Source organism: Kitasatospora griseola (assembly GCF_044999035.1).
In the GTDB taxonomy this organism is placed as follows: domain Bacteria; phylum Actinomycetota; class Actinomycetes; order Streptomycetales; family Streptomycetaceae; genus Kitasatospora; species Kitasatospora griseola.
The window spans coordinates 468,345-488,571 of sequence record NZ_CP173360.1; the positions used below are offsets into that span (position 1 = coordinate 468,345).

Annotated in this window: 21 protein-coding genes and 1 pseudogene; 11 read left to right on the forward strand and 11 right to left on the reverse strand. The window is 71.8% G+C overall.

Annotated elements, in window-relative coordinates:
• Window positions 1–341 precede the first annotated feature (341 nt).
• The 3 genes from ACI1MP_RS02255 to ACI1MP_RS02265 are packed head-to-tail and all read right to left on the reverse strand — an operon-like array spanning window position 342 to window position 3,081.
• Window positions 342–542: a RidA family protein gene (locus ACI1MP_RS02255; RefSeq protein WP_380331335.1), complete on the reverse strand. Its 201-nt coding sequence runs from the start codon at window positions 540–542 to the stop codon at window positions 342–344.
• An 11-nt stretch (window positions 543–553) separates the two neighbouring features.
• Window positions 554–1,147 carry a recombinase family protein gene (locus tag ACI1MP_RS02260; RefSeq protein ID WP_404867549.1) on the reverse strand — a complete coding sequence of 198 codons (594 nt, stop codon included), beginning with the start codon at window positions 1,145–1,147 and terminating at the stop codon, window positions 554–556.
• On the reverse strand, window positions 1,144–3,081 hold the full coding sequence (locus ACI1MP_RS02265) for a BTAD domain-containing putative transcriptional regulator (protein ID WP_404867550.1): 1,938 nt from the start codon (window positions 3,079–3,081) through the stop codon (window positions 1,144–1,146). Before ACI1MP_RS02265 ends, ACI1MP_RS02260 begins: the two co-directional genes overlap by 4 nt.
• Window positions 3,082–3,193: 112 nt before the next feature.
• Here ACI1MP_RS02265 and ACI1MP_RS02270 point away from each other — a divergent pair, with 112 nt between their 5' ends.
• A complete protein-coding gene (locus tag ACI1MP_RS02270) occupies window positions 3,194–4,072 on the forward strand; it encodes an alpha/beta fold hydrolase (protein WP_404867551.1) in 879 nt (292 codons plus the stop codon).
• A gap of 179 nt (window positions 4,073–4,251) precedes the next feature.
• Here the strand turns inward: ACI1MP_RS02270 and ACI1MP_RS02275 are convergent.
• A pseudogene (locus ACI1MP_RS02275) lies at window positions 4,252–4,908 on the reverse strand (Tn3 family transposase); the annotation flags it as partial.
• Window positions 4,909–4,931: 23 nt separating this feature from the next.
• Complete coding sequence (locus ACI1MP_RS02280) at window positions 4,932–5,720, reverse strand: sporulation protein (protein WP_404867552.1); 789 nt, start codon at window positions 5,718–5,720, stop codon at window positions 4,932–4,934.
• A gap of 127 nt (window positions 5,721–5,847) precedes the next feature.
• Between ACI1MP_RS02280 and ACI1MP_RS02285 the strand changes: the two genes are divergently transcribed.
• On the forward strand, window positions 5,848–6,630 hold the full coding sequence (locus ACI1MP_RS02285) for a sporulation protein (protein ID WP_404867553.1): 783 nt from the start codon (window positions 5,848–5,850) through the stop codon (window positions 6,628–6,630).
• Window positions 6,631–6,637: 7 nt separating this feature from the next.
• Here ACI1MP_RS02285 and ACI1MP_RS02290 read toward each other — a convergent pair whose 3' ends face one another.
• The 3 genes from ACI1MP_RS02290 to ACI1MP_RS02300 are packed head-to-tail and all read right to left on the reverse strand — an operon-like array spanning window position 6,638 to window position 7,393.
• Complete coding sequence (locus ACI1MP_RS02290) at window positions 6,638–6,856, reverse strand: hypothetical protein (RefSeq protein ID WP_404867554.1); 219 nt, start codon at window positions 6,854–6,856, stop codon at window positions 6,638–6,640.
• Window positions 6,857–6,878: 22 nt separating this feature from the next.
• The gene (locus ACI1MP_RS02295; RefSeq protein WP_100584368.1) at window positions 6,879–7,139 is read right to left on the reverse strand and encodes a hypothetical protein; all 261 of its coding nucleotides are present in this window, start codon (window positions 7,137–7,139) and stop codon (window positions 6,879–6,881) included.
• On the reverse strand, window positions 7,136–7,393 hold the full coding sequence (locus ACI1MP_RS02300; RefSeq protein WP_157815356.1) for a hypothetical protein: 258 nt from the start codon (window positions 7,391–7,393) through the stop codon (window positions 7,136–7,138). Before ACI1MP_RS02300 ends, ACI1MP_RS02295 begins: the two co-directional genes overlap by 4 nt.
• Before the next feature lie 223 nt (window positions 7,394–7,616).
• Between ACI1MP_RS02300 and ACI1MP_RS02305 the strand changes: the two genes are divergently transcribed.
• From ACI1MP_RS02305 to bioD, 6 genes are all read left to right on the forward strand, one after another.
• Complete coding sequence (locus ACI1MP_RS02305) at window positions 7,617–8,432, forward strand: SAM-dependent methyltransferase (RefSeq protein WP_404867555.1); 816 nt, start codon at window positions 7,617–7,619, stop codon at window positions 8,430–8,432.
• 134 nt (window positions 8,433–8,566) lie between these two features.
• Complete coding sequence (locus ACI1MP_RS02310) at window positions 8,567–9,229, forward strand: DUF4328 domain-containing protein (protein WP_404867556.1); 663 nt, start codon at window positions 8,567–8,569, stop codon at window positions 9,227–9,229.
• 102 nt (window positions 9,230–9,331) lie between these two features.
• Complete coding sequence (locus ACI1MP_RS02315; RefSeq protein WP_404867557.1) at window positions 9,332–9,976, forward strand: SMI1/KNR4 family protein; 645 nt, start codon at window positions 9,332–9,334, stop codon at window positions 9,974–9,976.
• Between the two features lie 196 nt (window positions 9,977–10,172).
• Window positions 10,173–11,396: a biotin synthase BioB gene (bioB, locus tag ACI1MP_RS02320; RefSeq protein ID WP_404867558.1), complete on the forward strand. Its 1,224-nt coding sequence runs from the start codon at window positions 10,173–10,175 to the stop codon at window positions 11,394–11,396.
• Window positions 11,397–11,455: 59 nt separating this feature from the next.
• Window positions 11,456–12,706 carry an adenosylmethionine--8-amino-7-oxononanoate transaminase gene (locus tag ACI1MP_RS02325; protein ID WP_404870756.1) on the forward strand — a complete coding sequence of 417 codons (1,251 nt, stop codon included), beginning with the start codon at window positions 11,456–11,458 and terminating at the stop codon, window positions 12,704–12,706.
• Window positions 12,707–12,745: 39 nt separating this feature from the next.
• Window positions 12,746–13,480: a dethiobiotin synthase gene (gene bioD / locus ACI1MP_RS02330; protein WP_380331372.1), complete on the forward strand. Its 735-nt coding sequence runs from the start codon at window positions 12,746–12,748 to the stop codon at window positions 13,478–13,480.
• 75 nt (window positions 13,481–13,555) lie between these two features.
• Here bioD and ACI1MP_RS02335 read toward each other — a convergent pair whose 3' ends face one another.
• On the reverse strand, window positions 13,556–16,048 hold the full coding sequence (locus ACI1MP_RS02335; RefSeq protein WP_404867559.1) for an RICIN domain-containing protein: 2,493 nt from the start codon (window positions 16,046–16,048) through the stop codon (window positions 13,556–13,558).
• 141 nt (window positions 16,049–16,189) lie between these two features.
• The gene (locus ACI1MP_RS02340) at window positions 16,190–16,819 is read right to left on the reverse strand and encodes a TetR/AcrR family transcriptional regulator (protein WP_404867560.1); all 630 of its coding nucleotides are present in this window, start codon (window positions 16,817–16,819) and stop codon (window positions 16,190–16,192) included.
• Between the two features lie 91 nt (window positions 16,820–16,910).
• Here ACI1MP_RS02340 and ACI1MP_RS02345 point away from each other — a divergent pair, with 91 nt between their 5' ends.
• Together ACI1MP_RS02345 and ACI1MP_RS02350 are read left to right on the forward strand one after the other, a co-directional pair.
• Window positions 16,911–17,489, forward strand: a complete 579-nt coding sequence (locus ACI1MP_RS02345; protein WP_404867561.1) for a dihydrofolate reductase family protein — start codon at window positions 16,911–16,913, stop codon at window positions 17,487–17,489.
• A 131-nt stretch (window positions 17,490–17,620) separates the two neighbouring features.
• Window positions 17,621–17,956 carry a hypothetical protein gene (locus ACI1MP_RS02350; RefSeq protein WP_404867562.1) on the forward strand — a complete coding sequence of 112 codons (336 nt, stop codon included), beginning with the start codon at window positions 17,621–17,623 and terminating at the stop codon, window positions 17,954–17,956.
• A 537-nt stretch (window positions 17,957–18,493) separates the two neighbouring features.
• On the opposite strand, the gene ACI1MP_RS02355 is transcribed toward ACI1MP_RS02350, so the two are convergent.
• Window positions 18,494–18,652, reverse strand: coding sequence for a hypothetical protein (locus ACI1MP_RS02355; RefSeq protein ID WP_404867563.1), 159 nt, complete (start codon window positions 18,650–18,652; stop codon window positions 18,494–18,496).
• Window positions 18,653–19,528: 876 nt separating this feature from the next.
• Between ACI1MP_RS02355 and ACI1MP_RS02360 the strand changes: the two genes are divergently transcribed.
• Window positions 19,529–20,218, forward strand: a complete 690-nt coding sequence (locus ACI1MP_RS02360; protein ID WP_380331390.1) for a hypothetical protein — start codon at window positions 19,529–19,531, stop codon at window positions 20,216–20,218.
• Window positions 20,219–20,227 lie beyond the last annotated feature (9 nt).

Consider the following 20,227-nt stretch of genomic DNA (forward strand, 5'->3'; position numbering starts at 1 on the left):
CCCACAATCCCACCCTCGGGTCGAACGTATCGGAAGCACCCTTGCCACCGACCGCAAGGAGCGGGCATTCGACTTGTTGGCAGATATGACGTTATGTCCAACTTGCCTGCACCGACCGAACACTGAGACACCGCCGGACGGCCGCACCGAGGTTCGCTGAAGGAATCAGGCCGGCCTCCTCACCTATGGCTTCACATCGAGACGCACGAGCGCGCCGATCTCCACGAGTTGATCCGGCAGTGCCAAGGCGGAAACGCCCATGACCGTGCTGGCGGGCCGGTGCTCCCCGAAGTACTCGGCGTGGAGGCGGGCTGTCGTGTCGAAGTTCTCCCGCAGGTTCCTCACCAGAACCGTGGTCTCCGCTGGCCACGCTCGGCCCCGAATTGCCTCAGCACCAGGTCCAGATTCTCCAGCGTGGTGCGGACCTGCAGTTCGAAGTCGCCGGCACCCACGAAGTTGCCGTGACGGTCGTCATGAGACAGCTGCCCCGACACATAGACCGTGTCACCGACCTGAGTGGCCTGACTGCTGAGGATGAGCACGCCAGGCACAGTCAGAATCCGCGGCTGATCAACGGAGACCATGTCAGGGCGAGGGCAGCGTTCCGCAGCTGAGCCGCCCACGTCTGCTGGTCAAGCCCCAACGTGTACTCGATGCAGCAATCGCACTGCGGGATCAGCGCCACGAACGATTGCTCCGCCGCGGTCTCGACATCCGTCTCCCACCAATCGTCCGTCGCCAGGTCAGCGGGAGTTATCTCTCTCTCCATCGATGAATCTCGCCGCAACCGGATCCCGGACTCGGCAAGTGCTTGCTCGGACGCGTCACGAATGTCGCGGGCATCCGCGTTGCGGGAGAGGCGCTTGAGCTCGTGGACGGTGAGGATGACCTCTTGGTCAGGGGCGGTCTCCTTGATGTCGTACGCCGGCTTCAGCGCCTTCTCCAGCTCGGGACGGTTCTTGATACGCGTGGAGATCTTCTCGGAGAAGATCCGCTCGCAGACCGGTTCGAGCGCGGTGAGCCGGGAGGCGGGTTCCTGCTGGGTGGTTGAGCAGCAGGCGTACCCGATCCGGATCGGCTTGGCCGCCGGGGCAGCCGGCAGGGACGGGGCGGGCGGGCCCGGCGTTGGCGGATCGCGGTCGCTCACCCCGCTCCGACGCATGCCTCCGCCTCTGCCAGGTACCGCGCCACCGGGCCCAGGGTCAGCATTCCGCTAGCGGCGCCGGCGTGTTCTGCACGGGCATCACGCAGGGCAGCCGCAGCGCGCGCGGCGATTCCGCGCTCGCCGAGGCGCACGGCGGCGCGGGCGGTCAGGCACCACATGGCCTCCTGCAGGTGGTCACGCGGTGGTTCGGGCACCGCAACGAGGGCGGTACGGGCCTGCTCGCCCCGGTCCTGGGCGAGCAGCACGAGGGGGCGAGTCCAGGGCCTGTACGGGCCCCAGTCGAGGTGCGGGTCGGTGGGCGCGGGCCGGTCGTGCAGCAGGCGCAGTCCCAGTAGGGCGAGCGGGAACAGGCCGCGGTGCAGCCCCGGCATTCCGGCCGTCCGGAGGGCGTCCTCGGCGGCCCGGTAGTGCGCTGCTGCCGTGGCGGCGGTCGGTCCGCCGGGTTCGGCGCTGCGGGCGGCCGTGACCCGGGCCCTGAACCACCCGGTGAGGACGGGGACGAGGGGCGCCTCGGTGGTGGCGGCGAGCTGGTCGGCTGCATTGGCGTGCGAGGTCGCGGCGTCGAGGTCGCCGAGGGCCGAGGCGGATTGCAGGCGGACGAGTCGGCCGAGCACGGCGAAGTTCGGCAGGTCGTGCCGGGTGGCCAGGTCGAGGATCTCAGCGCCGGTCCTGTCCCGTGCAGCCGCGAGCCCGGGGCTGCTGAAGGACTGCAGGAACACCCCGTTGAGGGCGAAGGCCAGCAGGGCGGGATCGGCCAAGTCCCGTGCCAGTTCCTCAGCCTGACGCGCCGCCTGCTGCGCGTGCTTCAGCTCGGTCGCGGACAGATCGGCGCTGCGGCTCTCAACGGCGACCGTGGCCAGGAGGCGGGCGCGCAGGTCGGCGGGGCCGTCCGGGCCCAGCCCGGTGAGCGTGCGCTCGGCAGCCGCGACGACGGCGCGGGACTGCTCGGGGTCGTCGGCCCGGCTCCAGATGGCGGGCACGTCGTAGGCGCCGATGATCCGGGCGGTCAGGGAGAGGTCTCCCGTGCGTTCCGCCGCCTGGACGGCGGCGAGGCGGTCGCGCCGCGAGCGCACGAGGGCGTCGCCGCCCGCCAGTGCGAGGGTGCGGGCCAGATCCACGGTGGTGCGCGGGCCGAGCCGGACACCGGGGCCGGTCCACGCCGTACGTGCTCCTTCGGGGGGCGCGGACCCGTTGAGGATGTCCGTCTCCAGGCGCTGAAGGTCGCCACCGGGGTCGAGTCCGAGTTGGTCGACGAGCATCGCGCGGGCACGGCGGAGGGTGGCCAGCGCGTCGGCCTGGCGGCCCGCGCGGTACAGCGCGCGGGCAAGCAGCTCCCAGGCCGGCTCGCGCCACGGGTGTTCGGCGACATGGGCACCCAGTTCGGCAACGAGATCGGCCCCTTCCCCGGAGTCGAGAAGGATCCGGGCGCGCAGTTCCACCCCCTCCAACCTCAATTCCTCCAGCCGGTTCCGCTCGCGCTGCGCCCATGCGGAGCCGGTCACATCGGCGTAGGCGGGTCCTCGCCAGGCCGCGAGTGCCGCGCCGAGGTCGGTCACCGCGGCGGGGTTGCGGCGGGCTCGGGCCAGGGTGTCCTGGAACCGATGGACGTCCACCTCCTCGCGCGGCAGGCGCAGCGCGTAGCCGGGACCTTCGGTGACGATGACGCGCGGTGGATTGCGGGGCGGTCGGTCGGGTTCGAGGGCACGGCGCAGCGCGGCGACGAAGGTACGCAAAGCGCCGACGGCGCGGGCAGGCGGATCGGTCCACAGGTCATTGACAAGGGTGTCGGTGGTGACCATCCGTCCCTCGGCGGCGACGAGCCGGGCGAGTACCTCACGATGGCGGGGTCCGCCCAGGTCAACCGGGCTGCCGTCGTCGTGGAGGGCCCGCACCACACCGAGCACGTCGATTCGCATGCCCTCATCCTCCGTGCCAGGGGCCGACTGCTCCCAACCGTACTGATCGGTTGCTGATCGCCGTCGCCCAAGCTGATCCGGTCAAGTCCCCGACCCGAAAGGGTGGTCCCTCATGACGCTCACCATTCCCGGCTTCGATCACGTCCGCCTGCCCGGTGCGGACGGTGTGGAGCTGGCTGCAGCTGTCGGCGGCAGCGGAAGCCCGGTCGTACTGTTGCACGGTTTTCCCCAGACCCACCTGATGTGGCGACACGTCGCCGAGCGGCTCGCCGACGAGCACACGGTGATCTGTCCTGACCTGCGGGGCTACGGCGCCAGCGACAAGCCGGCGGCCACCCACCCCGATGTGTACGCCAAGCGCACCATGGCCGCCGACATCGTGTCCCTGGCTGCGGCGCTCGGCCACGAGCGCTTTGCCCTCGTCGGCCACGATCGAGGCGCCCTGGTCGCCTTCCGGGCGGGGTTGGACCACCCTGAGACCATCACGCACCTGGGCATCCTCGACGTCGTGCCGACGCTCGACATGTGGAACGTCCTGCATGGCGTCTCGGCGGCGGTCGGCTACCACCTCTTCCTGATGGCGCAGCCGCCGGGCCTGCCGGAGGCGATGATCGCAGGCAGCGCGGACGCGTTCTTCGGCTCGTTCCTCGACGCCTGGGCCAACGACCCGACCACCATGCCCGAGGACGTACGTGCCGAATACCTGCGCGCGAGCGCCGCGGCAGTGACGTCGATCGTCGCGGACTACCGGGCCTCGGCGGACGTCGACGTCATGCACGACCAAGCGGACCTGGACGCCGGGTCGCAGCTGGCCATGCCCGTGACGGTCGTCCAGCAGGACTGGGGCGCGCAGCTCGGCTACGACGCTGCCGGGGTGTGGAAGGCGTGGGCGCCGGACCTGGACCACCGGCTGACCCGCGCCGGGCACTTCATGGCCGAAGAGGCACCCGACGAGATCGCAGCCGTGATCCGGGGCCTGCTGGCCCGCTGAGCCTCCTGCTCTCGACTCGTCGGCCGGGCCACGGTCGGTCGGCGAGCGCCAGGTTCTCGGCGATCAGCATTCTTTCTTGCGCCGGGTCCCCAGGCGGTGCCGCCCGGCCTACCCGGGGTACCACGAACGGCCCGACGTCTTGGGTGCGCCGGCGGTCGGTTCTCTTCCTCGTCGTCCTCGGCCGCGGGGTCGCGGAAGGTGCGCAGGCCCTGCCCGGGGCCGCTGGCCGTGATGTCGAACAGGTGGCGGCCCAGGAAGTTGATGTGCCGGTCCTTGAGCGGGGAGAGGTTAGCTGCGTCCTCGCCCTTGATGTCGTGGCCCTCGGCGCGGAGCCAGGCCACGGCGGCATCCAGGTAGCGGGTGTTCCACAGCACCACCGCATTGAGGACCGGGCCCAGGGCGGCCAGCTGGCCCTCCTGACCCTCGCGGTACGCCCGGCGGATCTGGCCGCGGCCGCCGTGGCAGATCGCGCGGGCGAGCGGATGGCGTGACTCCTGGACGGTGAGCTGCCGGTTCATCAGCCGCCGGTGGGTATCGTCCACCGGGTCGAGCAGGGCGATCAGGTGCACGGTCCTGTCGATCCGCCCGTACTCGGCGAACGCGGACCGCTGGTCTTCCGGGCCCCGGAAGCGCGGAGCGAAGCGGAAGCCGAGCATCTTGTACAGGCCGAACGCCATGTCCGAGTACCAGGCGTTGTCGGTCGCGACCATCTCCGGCTTCACCCCGCCGTCGAGGTTCAGCAGGGTGTCCAGCCTGTACAGGCTGTCGCGCGGGGTGCCGCGCACGACCATCGCGCGACCAGGACCCGTCCGGTCGGTCTCGCGCGTGCCCGGCACGGTCGGCCGGACAGGACCTGGCGCTACGCCTGCTCCAGGACGCGCAGTTCGTCCAGTGCGGCGCGCGCCCGGGCCGTCAGGTCGACGTGCGCGACCTCGTGGTGGGCGACGGGGAAGGTGACCGTCGGCGGCCTGGACCGCCACTTGTACTTGCCGGGCGCGGCCCGGCGCAGGTGCACCAGGACGCCGACCTGGTTGGTGACGAAGGACAGCTCCAACTGCGAGAAGTCCCGGCCGTCCCCGGCGGGGTCGGTGAGGAACATCGACTGGTGGCCCTGGTAGAGCTGCCCGGACGCCGGAATGCGTTCGTCGATCACCCGGGCGGAGCGCTCGGTCCAGCCGAGTTCGGCGAAGGCCGCGACGGCGGCGGCCGGTGCGGCGGTCGGCGGCACCCGCAGCGGGATCCGGTGGCGGATGCCGCCTTCCTTGACCGGGATGGTGTGCAGCGTGGCCTGCACGCCGACCCCGAAGTCGAAGCCCTGGCCGTCGTACTCGGTGAACGGGCATTCCCAGGGCAGCTCCCGCCGGAACCGCACCTGGTTCTCCTCGCCCGGTGCCAGCTCGAAGCAGTAGTCGTCGACGGTGAGTCCGCAGATCACCATTTCCAGGTGCTTGCCCCGGTGGCTGTAGGCGTCGGCCACCAGCTCCATGCTGAACCTGACCATCTCCAGCGCCTGGCGGCCCGCCCGGATCACCGCCGTGCCGGCGATCCACCGGTCGGTCAGTTCCGGGTCGTCGAGCCGCAGTTCGACCTCGGGCGGGTCGGTCAGCTCCGCCTCGGGCCCGACCCCCGACTTTCCACGCTCGGCCACCGGCAGCCCCCTCCTCGGTGCGGTCAGCGGGACGAGCATAGCCGGGACGGCCTGTTCCGCCTCCGCTGTGTTCCGGCGGCGGGGCCGGCGTTAGGCTTTGCCCGAACTTTGCGCGGGGAGGCGGACGATGGGGCTGCGGAAGCTGCTGGGAATCGGCGACGGGAACGGCCGGGATCCGCGGATCGACACCGTGCTCGGCACCGTCCTCCCGCAGCCGGGCCGGCGGATCGACGGCGAGGTGCTGTTCCGGGCCGGCTGGCTGAAGCTGCGGATCCACGACCTGCACCTGGACGTGGTGAGCAAGGCCCGCGACTGGGAGGGCAACACGGTCGACGGCGACGAGGTCCCGCTCCGCCCCGAGATCACCTGGTTCGACGTGGAGCGGAACACCGAGCACCGGATCGGGTTCCACGGCCGGCTGCGCTGGGACTGCCCCGTCACCGAGCTCGGCGGCCGGTCGACCGGCGTCGACCTGTCCCTGGTCACCACGATCGGCTACGACTCGGACGACGTCCGGGACGTCGACTTCCTGCACGTGGCGGCCCTCCCGCTGCACGAAGCGGTCATGGACGCACTCCTGGCGGAGGGCTACCGCTTCACCGGGTCGGAACTGCTGGCGACGCAGGTGGAGGGCATCGACCACCGCAGCCTGCGGACCCAGGTCTTCCACCTGGAGGACCCGGCCGCCGACCCGGCCGGGTTCCCCGCGCTGGAGGTCGTCTTCGTCAACAACGTGGTGGGCGCGACGGTGTTCGTCCGCCGGGCGGCCCGCCAGTTCTTCTGGTGGCGGGCCAAGCCCCCGGCGGTGTCCTTCCCCGTCGCCCACCACGAGGCCGGCGCCGTCGATCTCGGCCCCCGGGTCCGCGACGCGCTGGCGTCCCTCGCCGTGAAGGACCGCGCGCCCCGCTGACGAGGCGTCACTCGCGGCAGCAGGCCCGGTCGAACCCGGTCCGGACCGCTGGCGGCAACTCCGGCCAGGCCTGCGCCGGCTCGCGGCGGCACCCCAGGTCGTTGCTGAGCTCGGGCGCGGACCAGGAGCACCCCGCTTCGACCTCGTCCACCAGCTGTCGCCATTGCGACACCGACCTGCTGACGGCGCCGGGCGACCCGCCGGCCCACCGGTCCGCTTCGGTCACGGCCGTCTTCGCGACCGGCGGCTCACGCGCCGAGGCCCGGGACCCACACCAGGCGCAGGACGTCGATGGTGCGTTCGTCGGGGTTGACGAAGAGCTCGGCGGTGACGGACGGGGCGAGGACGGCGCTGCGCAGGTCGCCCCAGTCGTCGACGGGGGAGCCCGCGCGGTCGTCGAGTGTCACCAGTGCGGCGGTGACCAGGGCGAACAGCAGGTCGTCCGCCTTGGAGATCTCGACCATCGCCTGGGCGGGCTGGTCCTGGAGCCAGACCCGCCACCCCTTCACGCGACGGCCCCGACCGACCGGCCGGCGACGAGCACGGGGCCGACGGCCGCCCGGTATCCGGAGCGGTCGCCGCCGTACGCCGCGGACATGGCGCGCAGCCACCACGACGTGATCACCGCCTCCCGGTCCAGCGGATCCTCGACCGGCCCCAACTCCGCGTAGAACCGCGCTCGTTCGTCATACGTGAGCGCATGCTCGATGCCGTTGATGCTCCGTGGCACCCGCAGCGTGCCGGACTCCGCCATTGCCGTCATGCCCTGCCCTCCCGTCCCGATGTCTCCGACCGTACCCGGGCTCGCGCGATCCGTCTGCCATCTTTCTCCAACGACTCCCCCGCACCGGCCCGGTGGAGCCGTCGCCGCCCGTTCTCCGCGACCCGCCGTCGAGTTGACGGCGCCCGGCGATTCACCGTCTCCACCGAGCGGCGCGCTCCTACGATGGGGAGGCCGACAGTCCGAGCGACAGGGGTTGGTCTCAATGCCGGGCGACACCACAGGAATCGATCCGTCGAAGCCGAGCATCGCTCGCATCTACGACTATCTGCTCGGCGGCACGGACAATTACGCCGTCGACCGCGAGATCGGCGATTTCTTCCTCAAGGGACTGCCCGGTTCGGTGGCCGTCCCGGTCGAGAACCGGCGGGCCCTGATTCGCGCCGTGGGGACGATGGCCTCCGACGGCATCCGCCAGTTCATCGACCTGGGCAGTGGTCTGCCCACCGCCGACAACGTGCACCAGGTCGCCCAGCGGCACCGGCCCGACGCGCGCGTCGCCTACGTCGACAACGATCCGACCGTCCTGGCCCACGGCCGCGCCCTGCTGGCCGCCGACGAACGCACCGCGGTGATCGGGGCGGACGTCCGTGAGCCGGAGAGCATCCGCCGCCATCCCGACGTGGCGAGCCTGATCGATTTCGACGAGCCGGTGGGCCTCGTCTTCAGCGCCGTCCTGCACCATCTCGACGACGCGGAGCGGCCCGGGGATCTGGTCCGCTGGTGGACGGACCAGGTGCCGTCGGGCAGTCAGGTCTACCTCTCCCACTTCCGCTCCGGCGACAACGAGCAGACCCGGATCGCGGAACGGAAACTCCAGGAAACCTTCGGCCGCGGCCGCTGGCGCACCGACGAGGAGATCACCGCCCTGTTCGGCGACCTCGAACTGCTCGCCCCGGGCCTCGTCAACTGCTCGCTGTGGCGGCCGAGTTACGCGACGGGCAGCGACGCCGGCGCGGAGCGGCGCGAGCTGACGGTGTGGGAGCGGATGATCTCCTGCGCCCTCGCCCGCAAGCCATGACTCGGCGTTGACTCTGCGTTGACGCGGCGGTGGGGGGCTTCGACGGGGCCGACGCGATCGTGCGGTGCCGCTGAACGGGCAAACCGGCTTTGACAATTCGAACGCGACCCCTATTCTTCAGCCCATCTCTGCGCGTGACCAGCACCGCAGGCACGTTCCGGTGGGGGCTCGCCGTGCACTCCGAATCCGCCTACGACCAGCCGCCGGCGCAGGTCCTGCCCGAGCACGGATCGCTCGCGGGCTTTCGGCGACTGGCCGTCGCCGCGCAGGTGGCGATCGGCGTTCAGACCGCCTGGAGCCTGGTGCTCGGCGTGACCGGCGGCACCGGGTCGACGCTGTTCCGCGTGTCCCTGCTGCTCGTGCCGGTGCTGTTCTTCGCCCCGGTCGTCCTGTTCATCCTCTGGTTCCGGCGCTGCCGGATCAATGTCGACCGCTTCGGCCCGGGGCTGCAGAAGTACTCGGCCGGGTGGACGATCGGCGCCTGGTTCATTCCCCTGGCGATGTGGTGGATCCCGCGCCGGATCGCGCTCGACATCTGGCGCATCACCGCGCCCACCGCCAGTGCCTGGCTGATCAACGCCTGGTGGGCCGCCTGGCTCGCCAAGACGCTCGGCTCCCTGTGGGTCAGCCGGCTCAGCGGGAACGCCACCGGTTACTCGCTCTTCGACATGGCGGCCGGCCTGGCCGCCGGAGCGCTCGCCATCCTGATGATCCAGCAGGTCACCTCCCACCAGGAGGCCCGCCTGCGCGCCACCGCGCAGCCCGTCCCGTCGGCCCCGCCCGCGCCGCACGCCTGACCGCCGCACGCCTGACCGCCGCGCGCCTGACCGCTGCACTCCCTCCCGACACACCCCCCGACGTCCGACTCCCGACGTCCGACTCCCGATGGAGGAGAACCCGTGCCCGATCGTCTGACCGAGGTGCTCGCAGTGCTCGGCCCCGGTGAGCACCGCTTCGCCGACGCCGCGGCGTGGGCCGAGTTGGAGGCCGGTCTCGGCATGGCGCTGCCGAAGGACTTCAAGGCCGTCGTGGACGCGCACGCCCCGATCCGGATCAACCACCACCTCTACCTGCACCATCCGGCCACCGACCGGTGGAACCTCGGGAAGTGGATCCGCGAGACCGCCCAGGCCTGGGCCGACGTCGACTTCGACGAGGAGGAGTGGGAGGACCCGGAGGAGGACCCGCGGACTGCGCTCGGCCTGTCGGAGGTGACGTTCGGGACCGCCGGCGGCCTGATCCCGATCGCGGGCACCGACCGCGGCGAGTACGTCTTCCTCGCTCCGCTCCCCCACGACGACAGCGACGACGACAGCGACGGTGGCGACGGCGACGCCCCGGGCCTGCGCATCTGCGTCGTGGACCAGGACGTCTGCTGGTACGAGTACCGGATGAGCTTCACGGAGTGGCTCCACCGCTACCTGGCCGGCGAGGACATGGGCGGTCCGAACAGCTCCGCCTTCTACCCGGGCCCGGTCGACGTCCAGTACCTGCCGATGTCCCGCGACGACCGCCCGGCGGCCCGGTCGGGTCCGGCCCGCTGAACGGGCCGACGTGCCGCCGATCGGACGTCACCCTGTGTGATGCATGTCTCGCCGGGCGCCGAGGGCCGTGGATTACCGTCGGATGGTAAGCAAAGCGGCAGGTCAGGGTGTGTTGTGACTACTCGCACACGCTCCGGGCGATCTTCTGGCGTGTTCCCTCTGGCGGACGGCGGGGCCGCCCGGGCAGGATCGGGCCATGGATCTCCTCGACACGCTGACCGACAAGGGCCTTCGCCGGGAACTGCCCACCCGCGAGGAGGCGCTGGCCGTACTGGCCACCACGGATGACGAGCTGCTGGATGTGGTCGCGGCGGCGGGCCGGGTGCGCCGGCAGTGGTTCGGGCGGCGGGTGAAGCTCAACTACCTGGTGAACCTGAAGAGCGGGCTGTGCCCGGAGGACTGCTCGTACTGCTCGCAGCGGCTCGGGTCGAAGGCGGAAATCCTCAAGTACACCTGGCTGAAGCCGGATCAGGCCGCCGAGGCGGCCGCCGCGGGCGTGGCCGGCGGCGCGAAGCGGGTGTGCCTGGTCGCCAGCGGGCGCGGTCCGACGGACCGGGACATCGACCGGGTCGCGGACACCATCGCCGCCATCAAGGGCGCGGACGAGCAGGTCGAGGTGTGCGCCTGCCTGGGCCTGCTGTCGGACAATCAGGCCGAGCGCCTGAAGGCGGCCGGCGCGGACGCGTACAACCACAACCTGAACACCTCCGAGAGCACCTACGGCGACATCACGACCACCCACACCTACGCGGACCGGGTGGACACCGTGGCGAAGGCCCACGGGGCGGGCCTGTCCGCCTGTTCGGGCCTGATCGCGGGCATGGGCGAGAGCGACGAGGACCTGGTCGACGTGGTCTTCGCGCTGCGCGAGCTGGACCCGGACTCGGTGCCGGTGAACTTCCTGATCCCGTTCGAGGGGACCCCGCTCGCGGAGGAGTGGAACCTGACGCCGCAGCGCTGCCTGCGGATCCTCGCGATGGTCCGGTTCGTCTGCCCGGACATCGAGGTGCGGATCGCGGGCGGCCGCGAGGTGCACCTGCGCTCGATGCAGCCGCTGGGCCTGCACATCGCCAACTCGATCTTCCTGGGCGACTACCTGACCAGCGAGGGCCAGGCCGGCCAGGCCGACCTCGACATGATCAAGGACGCCGGTTTCGAGGTGGAGGGCGCCGAGCAGACCACCCTGCCCCGCCACCGGGTCACCGCCTCGGCCGGCGGCTGCGGCGGGGGCGCGTCGGTCTGCGGCAGCAGCGACTCGGCCTGCGGCGGCGACTCCGGGTGCGGCGGCCACGAGGACGCGAGCGCCTGCGGCCCGTGCGGCGGTCCCTCGACCGAGGAGAGCTCCGAGGACGAGGCGCGGACCGACCTGGTCCGGGTGCGTCGTCGTGGCGCGGGCACCGAACTGGCGCCGAACGCGTGAGGGACGCAGCGCAGTTGCTCGACCTGGACCGGGCGCACGTCTGGCACCCGTACGGTCCGATGCCGGGGACGGTCCGGCCGTTCGTGGTGGAGTCGGCCGCGGGTGTCCGCCTGCGGCTGGCCGAGCCGGTGGGCGGGCACGAGGAGCTGATCGACGGCATGTCGTCCTGGTGGGCGGCGATCCACGGCTACCGACACCCGGAGCTGGACGCGGCCGTCCGTGACCAGCTGGAGCGGATGAGCCACGTCATGTTCGGCGGGCTGACGCACCGTCCGGCGGTCGAGCTCGCCGTCAAGTTGGTGGAGTTGACGCCCGAGCCCCTGCAGCACGTGTTCCTCGCCGACTCCGGTTCGGTGGCGGTCGAAGTGGCGCTGAAGATGTGCCTGCAGTACTGGCAGTCGCTGGGGCGGCCGGAGAAGCGGCGGGTGCTGACCTGGCGCGGCGGCTACCACGGCGACACCTTCCACCCCATGTCGGTGTGCGACCCCGAGGGCGGGATGCACCACCTGTGGGGCGGAGTGCTGCCTCGTCAGCTGTTCGCCGACGAGCCGCCCGCCGGGTACGACGCTCCGACCGACCCGGAGTACCTGGCACATCTCGCCGACCTGATCGAACGTCACGCCGACGAGCTGGCTGCGGTGATCGTCGAGCCGGTGGTGCAGGGCGCGGGCGGAATGCGCTTTCACTCCCCCGCTTATCTGACCGCGCTCCGCGAGTTGTGCGACGCGCACGACGTGCTGCTGGTCTTCGACGAGATCGCCACCGGCTTCGGCCGCACCGGCGAACTGTTCGCCGCCGACCACGCGGGCGTCTCCCCGGACGTGATGTGCCTCGGGAAGGCGCTTACCGGCGGCTACCTGACGCTGGCCGCCACCCTGTGCACCAGCAGGGTCGCGGAGGGCATCTCGCGCGGCGAGGTCCCGGTGCTGGCGCACGGCCCGACGTTCATGGGCAACCCGCTGGCCACCGCCGCCGCCAACGCCTCGATCGACCTGCTGCTGCGCCAGGACTGGCGCACCGAGGTCAAGCGCATCGAGTCGGCGCTGCGCGACGCCCTCGCCCCGTGCGCCGGGCAGCCCGGCGTTCGGGACGTCCGGGTGCTGGGCGCGATCGGCGTGGTGCAGCTGGACGCACCGGTCGACATGGCGGCGGCGACCGCGGCCGCAGCCGAACAGGGCGTGTGGCTGCGGCCGTTCCGCGACCTGATCTACACCATGCCGCCGTTCGTCACCGGGAACGCCGACGTGGCCGCGATCGGCCGCGCCGTCGCCGCCGCGGCGTCCGCGTCCCACGCGGTGCACAGCAGCTGAACCACCGCGCCACCGTTCCACCTGCATCGAGGAAGCACCATGTCGCCCGTTCTGTTCGTCACCGGCACCGGCACCGAGGTCGGCAAGACCGTCACCACCGCGGCCCTCGCCGCGCTGAGCACCGACCCGGTCGCGGTGCTCAAGCCCGGCCAGACCGGGCTGGCACCGGGCGAGCCGGGCGACGTGGACGAGGTGGCCCGGCTGGCCGGGCCGCTGGTGCACGGTGTCGAACTGGCCCGCTATCCCGAGCCGTTGGCCCCCGACACGGCCGCCCGGCGCGCCGGTCTGCCGACCCTCGCGCCGGAGGACGTGGCGAAGGCCGTGGCCGACCTGGCGGACCGTTTCGGGACGGTGCTGGTGGAGGGCGCGGGCGGGCTGCTGGTCCGCTACGACGAGCAGGGCCGGACGCTGGCCGACCTCGCCGCTGCCTGCGAACTCGCGGGCGTCCGGGTCGAGTTCGTCCTGGTCGCGGCGGCCGGCCTGGGCACCCTGAACGCGACGGCGCTGACCGCGGAGGCGCTGCGCCACCGCGGTCTGGCGCTGCGCGGGGTGGTGGTCGGCAGCTGGCCCGCCGACCCGGACCTCGCGGCCCGCTGCAACCTCGCCGACCTGCCGTCCGCCGCCGGCGCTCCGCTGCTGGGCGCCCTGCCGGCCGGCGCGGCGGCCGACCGGTCCCCCGCCGCCTTCCGGGAGTTGGCCGCGTCCTCGCTCGCCCCGTCGCTGGGCGGCCACTGGGACGCCGAGGCCTTCGCGACTGCGCACCACCCGGGCTGAGCAGGCACCACCCCCGGGCCGAGCAGTCGGAGACGGCGCGACGGAACCCCGTCGCGCCGTCTTCCTGTCCTCCTGTCAGCCGATGGTCCAGCGCCGCAGCGTCGACGCGGTGTCGGGCTGCTGGGTGACCAGTGCGCCGTTGGCGGTGGAGGCGGTGGTGACCAGCAGCCCGCTGCTCTGCGAGGCGATGGTGTAGCCGCCGCTCACCGCGCTGACGATCCAGCGCTGGTTGCTGCCGCCGGTGCAGGTGTACTGGATGATCGCCGCGCCCGCGCTGCCGGAGCCGCCGTTCACGTCCATGCACAGGGTCGATTCGGCGTTGCTGATCTGGTAGCTGCCGTCGGCCTGCGGGGTGAAGATCCAGCGCTGGTTCTGCCCGCTGTTGAGGGGCCAGGTGATCAGCTGGGTGCCTGCGGTGGTGGAGTGGTTGGGGTTGTCCAGGGCCTTGCCGGAGACGGTCAGGGTGTGGGTGCCGGTGAGTGCCGGGTTCACCGCCCAGGCGAAGGTGGTCGATCCGCTCGCCGTGCCGGAGGAGGCGGTGACCGTGACGGTGGCGGAGCCGGCCGTGGTCGGGGTGCCGGTGATCAGGCCGGCCGGGCTGATGGCCAGTCCGGCGGGCAGGCCGGTGGCGGTCCAGGTCAGCGCCTTGCCGGCCGAGTCGTTGCCGCCGAGCTGCAGCGAGACGGCGGTGTTGACCTTGGTGGCCTGGTTGCCGGGGTTGGTGACGGTGACGGTCTCGGGCGCGCTGCCCACCGCCGTCAGGGTGAGCGCCTGCTCGCCCGCGGTGCGGCCCGCGCCGACCGCGCTGCCGGAGGTGTCGGTCCAGGAACGGGCGGGGGCGGTCTCGACGAGTCGGCCGGTGGCGGCGGAGAGGCCGAGCGCCAGACCGCTGTAACGGTTCACCAGCTTGACGGTGCCGTCGGCGTTGCCGGCCGCGTCGGTGCCGCGCAGCACCCACCACTGCTGACCGGTGCTCGGCCCGCCGGCGGGCGCGGCCGTCGCGGTCGGCTGCGCGCCCCAGGCCCGGCCGGCCACCGCACCAGAGTCGACGCCGAGCAGCCGCCCGGTCGAGGAGTTGACGATCCGGTAGGAGCCGTCGCCGTTGGCGGCGAAGGTCCACGACTCCAGCGCGGACCCGGTGGGCGCGGCCAGCGAGGTGGTGGTGGAGCCGCCGGAGACCTGGGCGAGCACCCGGCCGCCGCCGCCCGCGATCCGGTACGCCTTCGTCAGGTCGACCGGCGGCGCGGCGGGCGCGCTGGAGTCGATGGTGACGTTGACGTACTGGCCGGACGCGCCGCCGGAGCAGCCGAACGCGCAGTACGAGCGGAACGACTTGCCGACGATCGCGGAGCTGGTGCGGTTGGCCCCGTCCAGGAACCAGCGGTACCAGGACGCGGTGTGGTAGCCGCCGGTGTCCCCGATCGGGTACCACTTCTGGGTGGCCAGGTTGTCGGTGGCGTAGAACTGCTGCGGGGCGTTGCCGCTCTGGTCGACGGCCTGCGGCTCTCCGATGTACAGGCCGAGGTAGGCGTTCCAGGTGACGTCCATAACGAACAGCGGCGAGGTGGCGGGCATCCGTCCGGCCGCGATCTGCTGGGCGGAGGTGCCGGTGTTCGCCGGGTTGTACTCGCTGGAGACGGGCGTGTACCCGGTGCTGCTCGACGCCCCGACGGGCACCATGTTGGACTCCTGGCCGCCGACACCGGGCTCGCCCCAGGCGCCGTTGTACCACTTCTGCCAGGAGCTCGGCGCCATCTTGCCGGCGATCGGGGCGCGCGCGACGTGCTCGTAGAACGCCTTCCAGCCGCCGCTCTTGTCGACCACCCGGGAGCCGTAGAACACGTAGAAGTACCCCGACGCGGCGTCCACCAGCAGACGCTGGTCGCCGTCGCCGTACGAGTAGGTCTGGTTCGGGAACTGCGCGGTGTCGCCGCGCGCGGTGCTGTACGGCGAGGTGATCACGTGGTCGCGGATCGTCCAGGTGCGGCCCTGGTCGGTGGAGACCGCGTAGTCGATGGCGTCGAAGTGCAGCCCGTCGCCGAAGGGCTGGGGCGTGAACTCGTTGTGGACCAGGCCGTACCAGTCGCCGGTGTCGGGGTCGATCCAGACGCCCGACAGGTCGCAGTAGTTCTTCTGCGCGTAACCGGAGCCGCTCGGCGCGGCGGTGGCGGTCCTCCCGGTCGGGCTGTTGTTGCAGCGCCAGGTGGTGTCGTTGTTCTTGTCCTGCGCGTTCGCCGGGTTGACGGCGTTGGACACCGCCGCGGACCGGGTGGCGGTGTCGAAGTCCGTCCCCGTGAAGAAGTCCCAGTAGCGCGGATCGCTCGCGCCGTACAGCGCGGCGGACTGCTGGAACCAGAACGTGCCGTCCTTGTCCAGGTACGGCACCGCCGGGGTGTCCGTCGGATGGTTGTACGTCACCGGAGCGCCCACCGCGACGGTGTACGTCGCGGCATCGGGCGCGACCGGAGCGGCCGTCGCCACGCCGACCGCTCCGGCCACACCGGCCGTCGCAGCCAACAGGACGGCGGCCAGCGCGGCGGCGGCCGGTCTGCGCGGGGATGAGAACACGAGGACTCCTTCGATCGCCCGTTCTGCAATGAGATGCAGTATCCGGGCCCCGATCGAGCACTTGTCAACAACCGCGCACAGAATCCTGCACGTTGTCCTGTTCAGAAGTGTTCGAAACCCACCCTTCAGCGCAGCAATCGCTCACAGACCAACACCCGGGCCGCTCGCACCGCTCGCACCGCTCCTGCCGCTCCCGCCGCTGCCGATCAGGCGGGCCACCAGCTCGTCGACCAGTTCGGTGCGCTGTTCGGGTGTGAACAGGTCGGGCAGGGCGAGGCGCTCCAGGATGAGCCAGTTCAGGGCCAGGTAGAGCAGTTGGACGGCGGTGGCGTCGCCGGGCAGACCGGCGGCGAGGTGGTAGTCGATGTTGAAGCGGAGGTCCGCGCCGATCCGGCGGGTGACCGTCTCGCGCAGTTCGGGGCGGCGCAGCGCGGCCAGCCGCAGTTCCAGCAGGGCGAGGAAGCCGGTCGGGAAGTCGGCGACCCGGTCGACGAGTTGGTGCATCAGTTCGGCGACCCGGGCGGTGTCGCGCGGCCCGGTCAGGCCCTGGGCGAGGGCGTCGGGATCGGCGCCGAGGCGCTCGTAGACGCGTTCGGCGCACTGGGTGAGCAGGGCGTCGCGGTTGGCGAAGTAGTTGGAGGCGGTGCCGGCGGGGACGGCGGCGCGCTGGTCGACGGCGCGGAAGGTGAGTCCGCGGGCGCCTTCCTCGGCGAGGACTTCGATCGCGGCGTCGAGCAGGGTCGCGCGTCGTTCGGGGTTGCTTCTGGCCATGTGCTTGTAACCACTCCACTCGTAGTGCTACGGTCCTACCACTCCAAGCAGAGTACTACAGACCGAGTGGTCAACCTTCGAAAGGCACTAGATGCGAAAGCTCGTGTACTACGTCGCCGTCTCCATCGACGGCTTCATCGCCGGCCCGGCCGGCGAGTTCGACTTCTACCCCCAGTGCGACGACATGGCGGAGTACCTCCGGGCCGAGTTCCCCGAGACCATGCCGAGCCACGTCCGGCCGCACATCGGCCTCGACGGGGCGCCCAACAAGCGCTTCGACACCGTGGTGATGGGCCTGAACACCTACCGCCCCGCGCTGGACATCGGCATCACCAGTCCCTACGCACACCTGAAGCAGTACGTGGTGTCGTCCACCCTGCCCGAGCCCACCGACCCTACGGTCAACGTGGTGCGCACCGACCCGCTGGGCCTGGTACGGGAGTTGAAGCAGCAGCCCGGCGACGGCGACATCTGGCTGTGCGGCGGCGCCCGGCTCGCGGGCGAACTGCTGCCGGAGATCGACGAACTGATCTGGAAGCGCTACCCCGTGGTGGCCGGCACCGGCCTCCCCGCCTTCGCCGGCGAGTTCCGGCCGCGCCCGTTCACCCCCGTCGAGACGCTGGAGTTCAGCAACGGCGGCTCCGTCTCCACCTACCGCGCGACCGAGTAGCGGCCTTGAAAGGCCGACGTCCGTGTGGCCGACCACAGCCTTCGACCCAGGCCGATGACCGCGGGCGTCATGTGGTCACCGGCCGGGTCGGCCGCGCGGGACGGGTCGGTCAGGCGATGTTCCTGGTGGCGATGCACACCCCCGCGGTCCGCGGCGCCGTCACCGAACTCTCCCGACGCCTCCTCGGAGCCACCCGCGAACCCGACCCCGACGGCCGGGCCCTCGTCATCGCCACCGCCCGCGACGCAGCAGGCCGCCCCCTGGCCACCACCGCTCCCACCAGCCCCGACCCCTACGAGATGACCGGCTCCCTCCTCGCCTGGGGAGCGAGCCACGCCGCCACCCCCGGCACCACCCTCACCCCCGGCACGCACGGCCCCGTCACAGCCGTCGGACTCCGGACACTCCGCGACGGCACCATGCAGGCCGGCCTGTACGAAGTCGGGGACACCGCTGTCCCGAAGTGAGGGACGAAGGCCGCCGGCACGACGCTTCCGAAGCACGACCCCGGCCCGGCCGGAAGGTGACGACGCGACGGCCCGACGCGTTCGCGGCTCCGCCCCTCGACCGCGCACCGCGAGCCACGGCGGTGGTCGGCCAGGAGCCCGTTCGAGACGACGGCCCGCGTGCGCGGCGTCCACCGGCGGCCGGCCGCGTGGGCCACGCCCCGCCGCCGAACCTGCCGCACGATGCGGCGGGCCAGCCATCCTGACGAACCGTCAGGTCGCCGCCGAGGACCGCCTCGTCCCACCCGCCGACCGGTCCCGCGTCGACGTGCGCCTCACCAAGGCGAAGGTCCTTACCACCTGGCCTTCAACAGCCCGGCCAGGCCCGGGTACGGGCCGATCCGCCCGTCCGGTCCTCGACGAGCCGGGCTCGCCGGCTGCCCCTGTCCCCACTGTCGCGACGAGCGCGAGGCCGACCGCTTCCCGACCTCCTCCGGCCTCCGGCTGCCGGGGTGGCTGCGACAGCCGGAATGCCGGGGGACCGCAGCCACCCGGTGGTCAGCTCGCCGGGGTCACGGGGAGGCAGATGGCGTAGACCACGTAGGAACCCGTGGTGCCGGCCGAGTTGTTGAACGACAGCGTCCAGGTGTTGTCGGCGGAGGGATACGACTCGCACACCTGGACCGTGAGGTTGTTGCCGCCGAGGGGCGTCTTCATTCCGCCGCCCGTGATGACGGTTCCCGGCGGGCAGACCGCGGTTCCCGGGTTGAGTCCGGACGTCAGCGTGTAGGTCTCCTGGACGATCAGGGTCGGCAGGGCCGGTCCAGCCGGCCCCGGAGGCCCCGGAGGCCCGGGGGGTCCGGGAGGTCCGGGAGGCCCCTGAGGTCCGTGCGGGCAGGTGTGCGAGCAGTTGCCGTCCCCTTCATGGCCGTCCCCACCGCCGGCCGTGGCCTGGGTCGACACCGTCCCCATCAGCATCGCGGCGACCAGCACGGGCAGGCCCGCACCTCGAAGCAGGGCTGTGCATATCCGTCTCAAGCTGTCCTCCCTGGGTTTGTTCGGCCCCGGGGCCCACTCTGCACAAGCAGATACACGAGCGAGATGCCCGAAAAGCCTTGGATCTGACGATCTGGACACGCCCAAGGCAGCTCCGCCAGCGAGAAGATGCTTCGGAAAGCGGCCACCCCGCACCGAAAGAGCCGGCGAGGACACCGGCGGAGACTCGGTTGTCGGCCTCGTCGTACGCGCGCTGCCACTCGGCCTGCCCGGCCGATGCCGCGACTCCTCCGCCCCCGGCCCTTGTCGGCAAGGAATTTGCCGGGCTTGCGCCGACGGGGCACATCGGGGGCGGACCAGTGGCCTGCCGTCACGAGCAGGATCAGGGCCTGCCCGCCATGGACGTTGGCCCCGGAACTGCCGACAGGCAGGCGCATGCCTGTCCGGTCGGTGACCAGGTGGCTCTCCGAGCCGTCCTTGCCCCGGTCCACCGGATTCGGGCCGGCCGGCCACCGGCTCGCGGATCCGCTCGGCACCCGCTCGGCGTGCATGGCACCGCACCGGCCGGCATCTCGACCGGCCCGTACACTCCCCGGCGTGAGCGACGAACGGGGAACGATGAACCGGAACCACCTGACACCGACGTCCCTCCGGCAGCGCCGGGCTGCCGCGCTCGCTCTGTGGCGGCTGCGGGCGCCGATGGTCGCGTTCGAGTGGGACGCCGAGTGGGGCCTCGATCGCGCGGTGGTCGACGAGCTGTTCCGGTCGGCGGTGTCGGCGCCCGACGAGCAGTCGGACGGCCGGTACCGTCGGGCCGCCGCCGAGCTGTCCCGCGCCCCGCTGTTCGACTCCGAGGCGGACGACCCGAACGTCCGCGAGCTCGTTCAACTGGAGACTCTCGTCCGGCTGTTGGCCTTCGGCGAGGCCCTGGCGGAGCCCGCCGAGGAGCAGAGCGATGATCAGGTCGAGTTCATCGTCGAGGGCCCGCGCGACCTGGCCCACTACGTCGACCAGTGCGTCGAGGCCTCGTTCCACGACCACCCCTCGCAGGACGCCCACCGCCAGTACCTCACCGCTCTGCCCGAGCCCGTCCGGAGTCACGGCCTGGGCTACTTCGCCTCCCGCAACCTCGCTGTCGAACACGCCTGCGTCGAGACGCTCCCCACCCTCTCCACCGCCGACGGCTTGCTCGACACGCCCGCCGGCCGGGACCTGATCGCACGCTGCGAGGACTTCGGCGCGGAGCTGGCCGCCACGCTCAAGTGGCTCGGAACGACGGGCCACTGACGGGGCGTC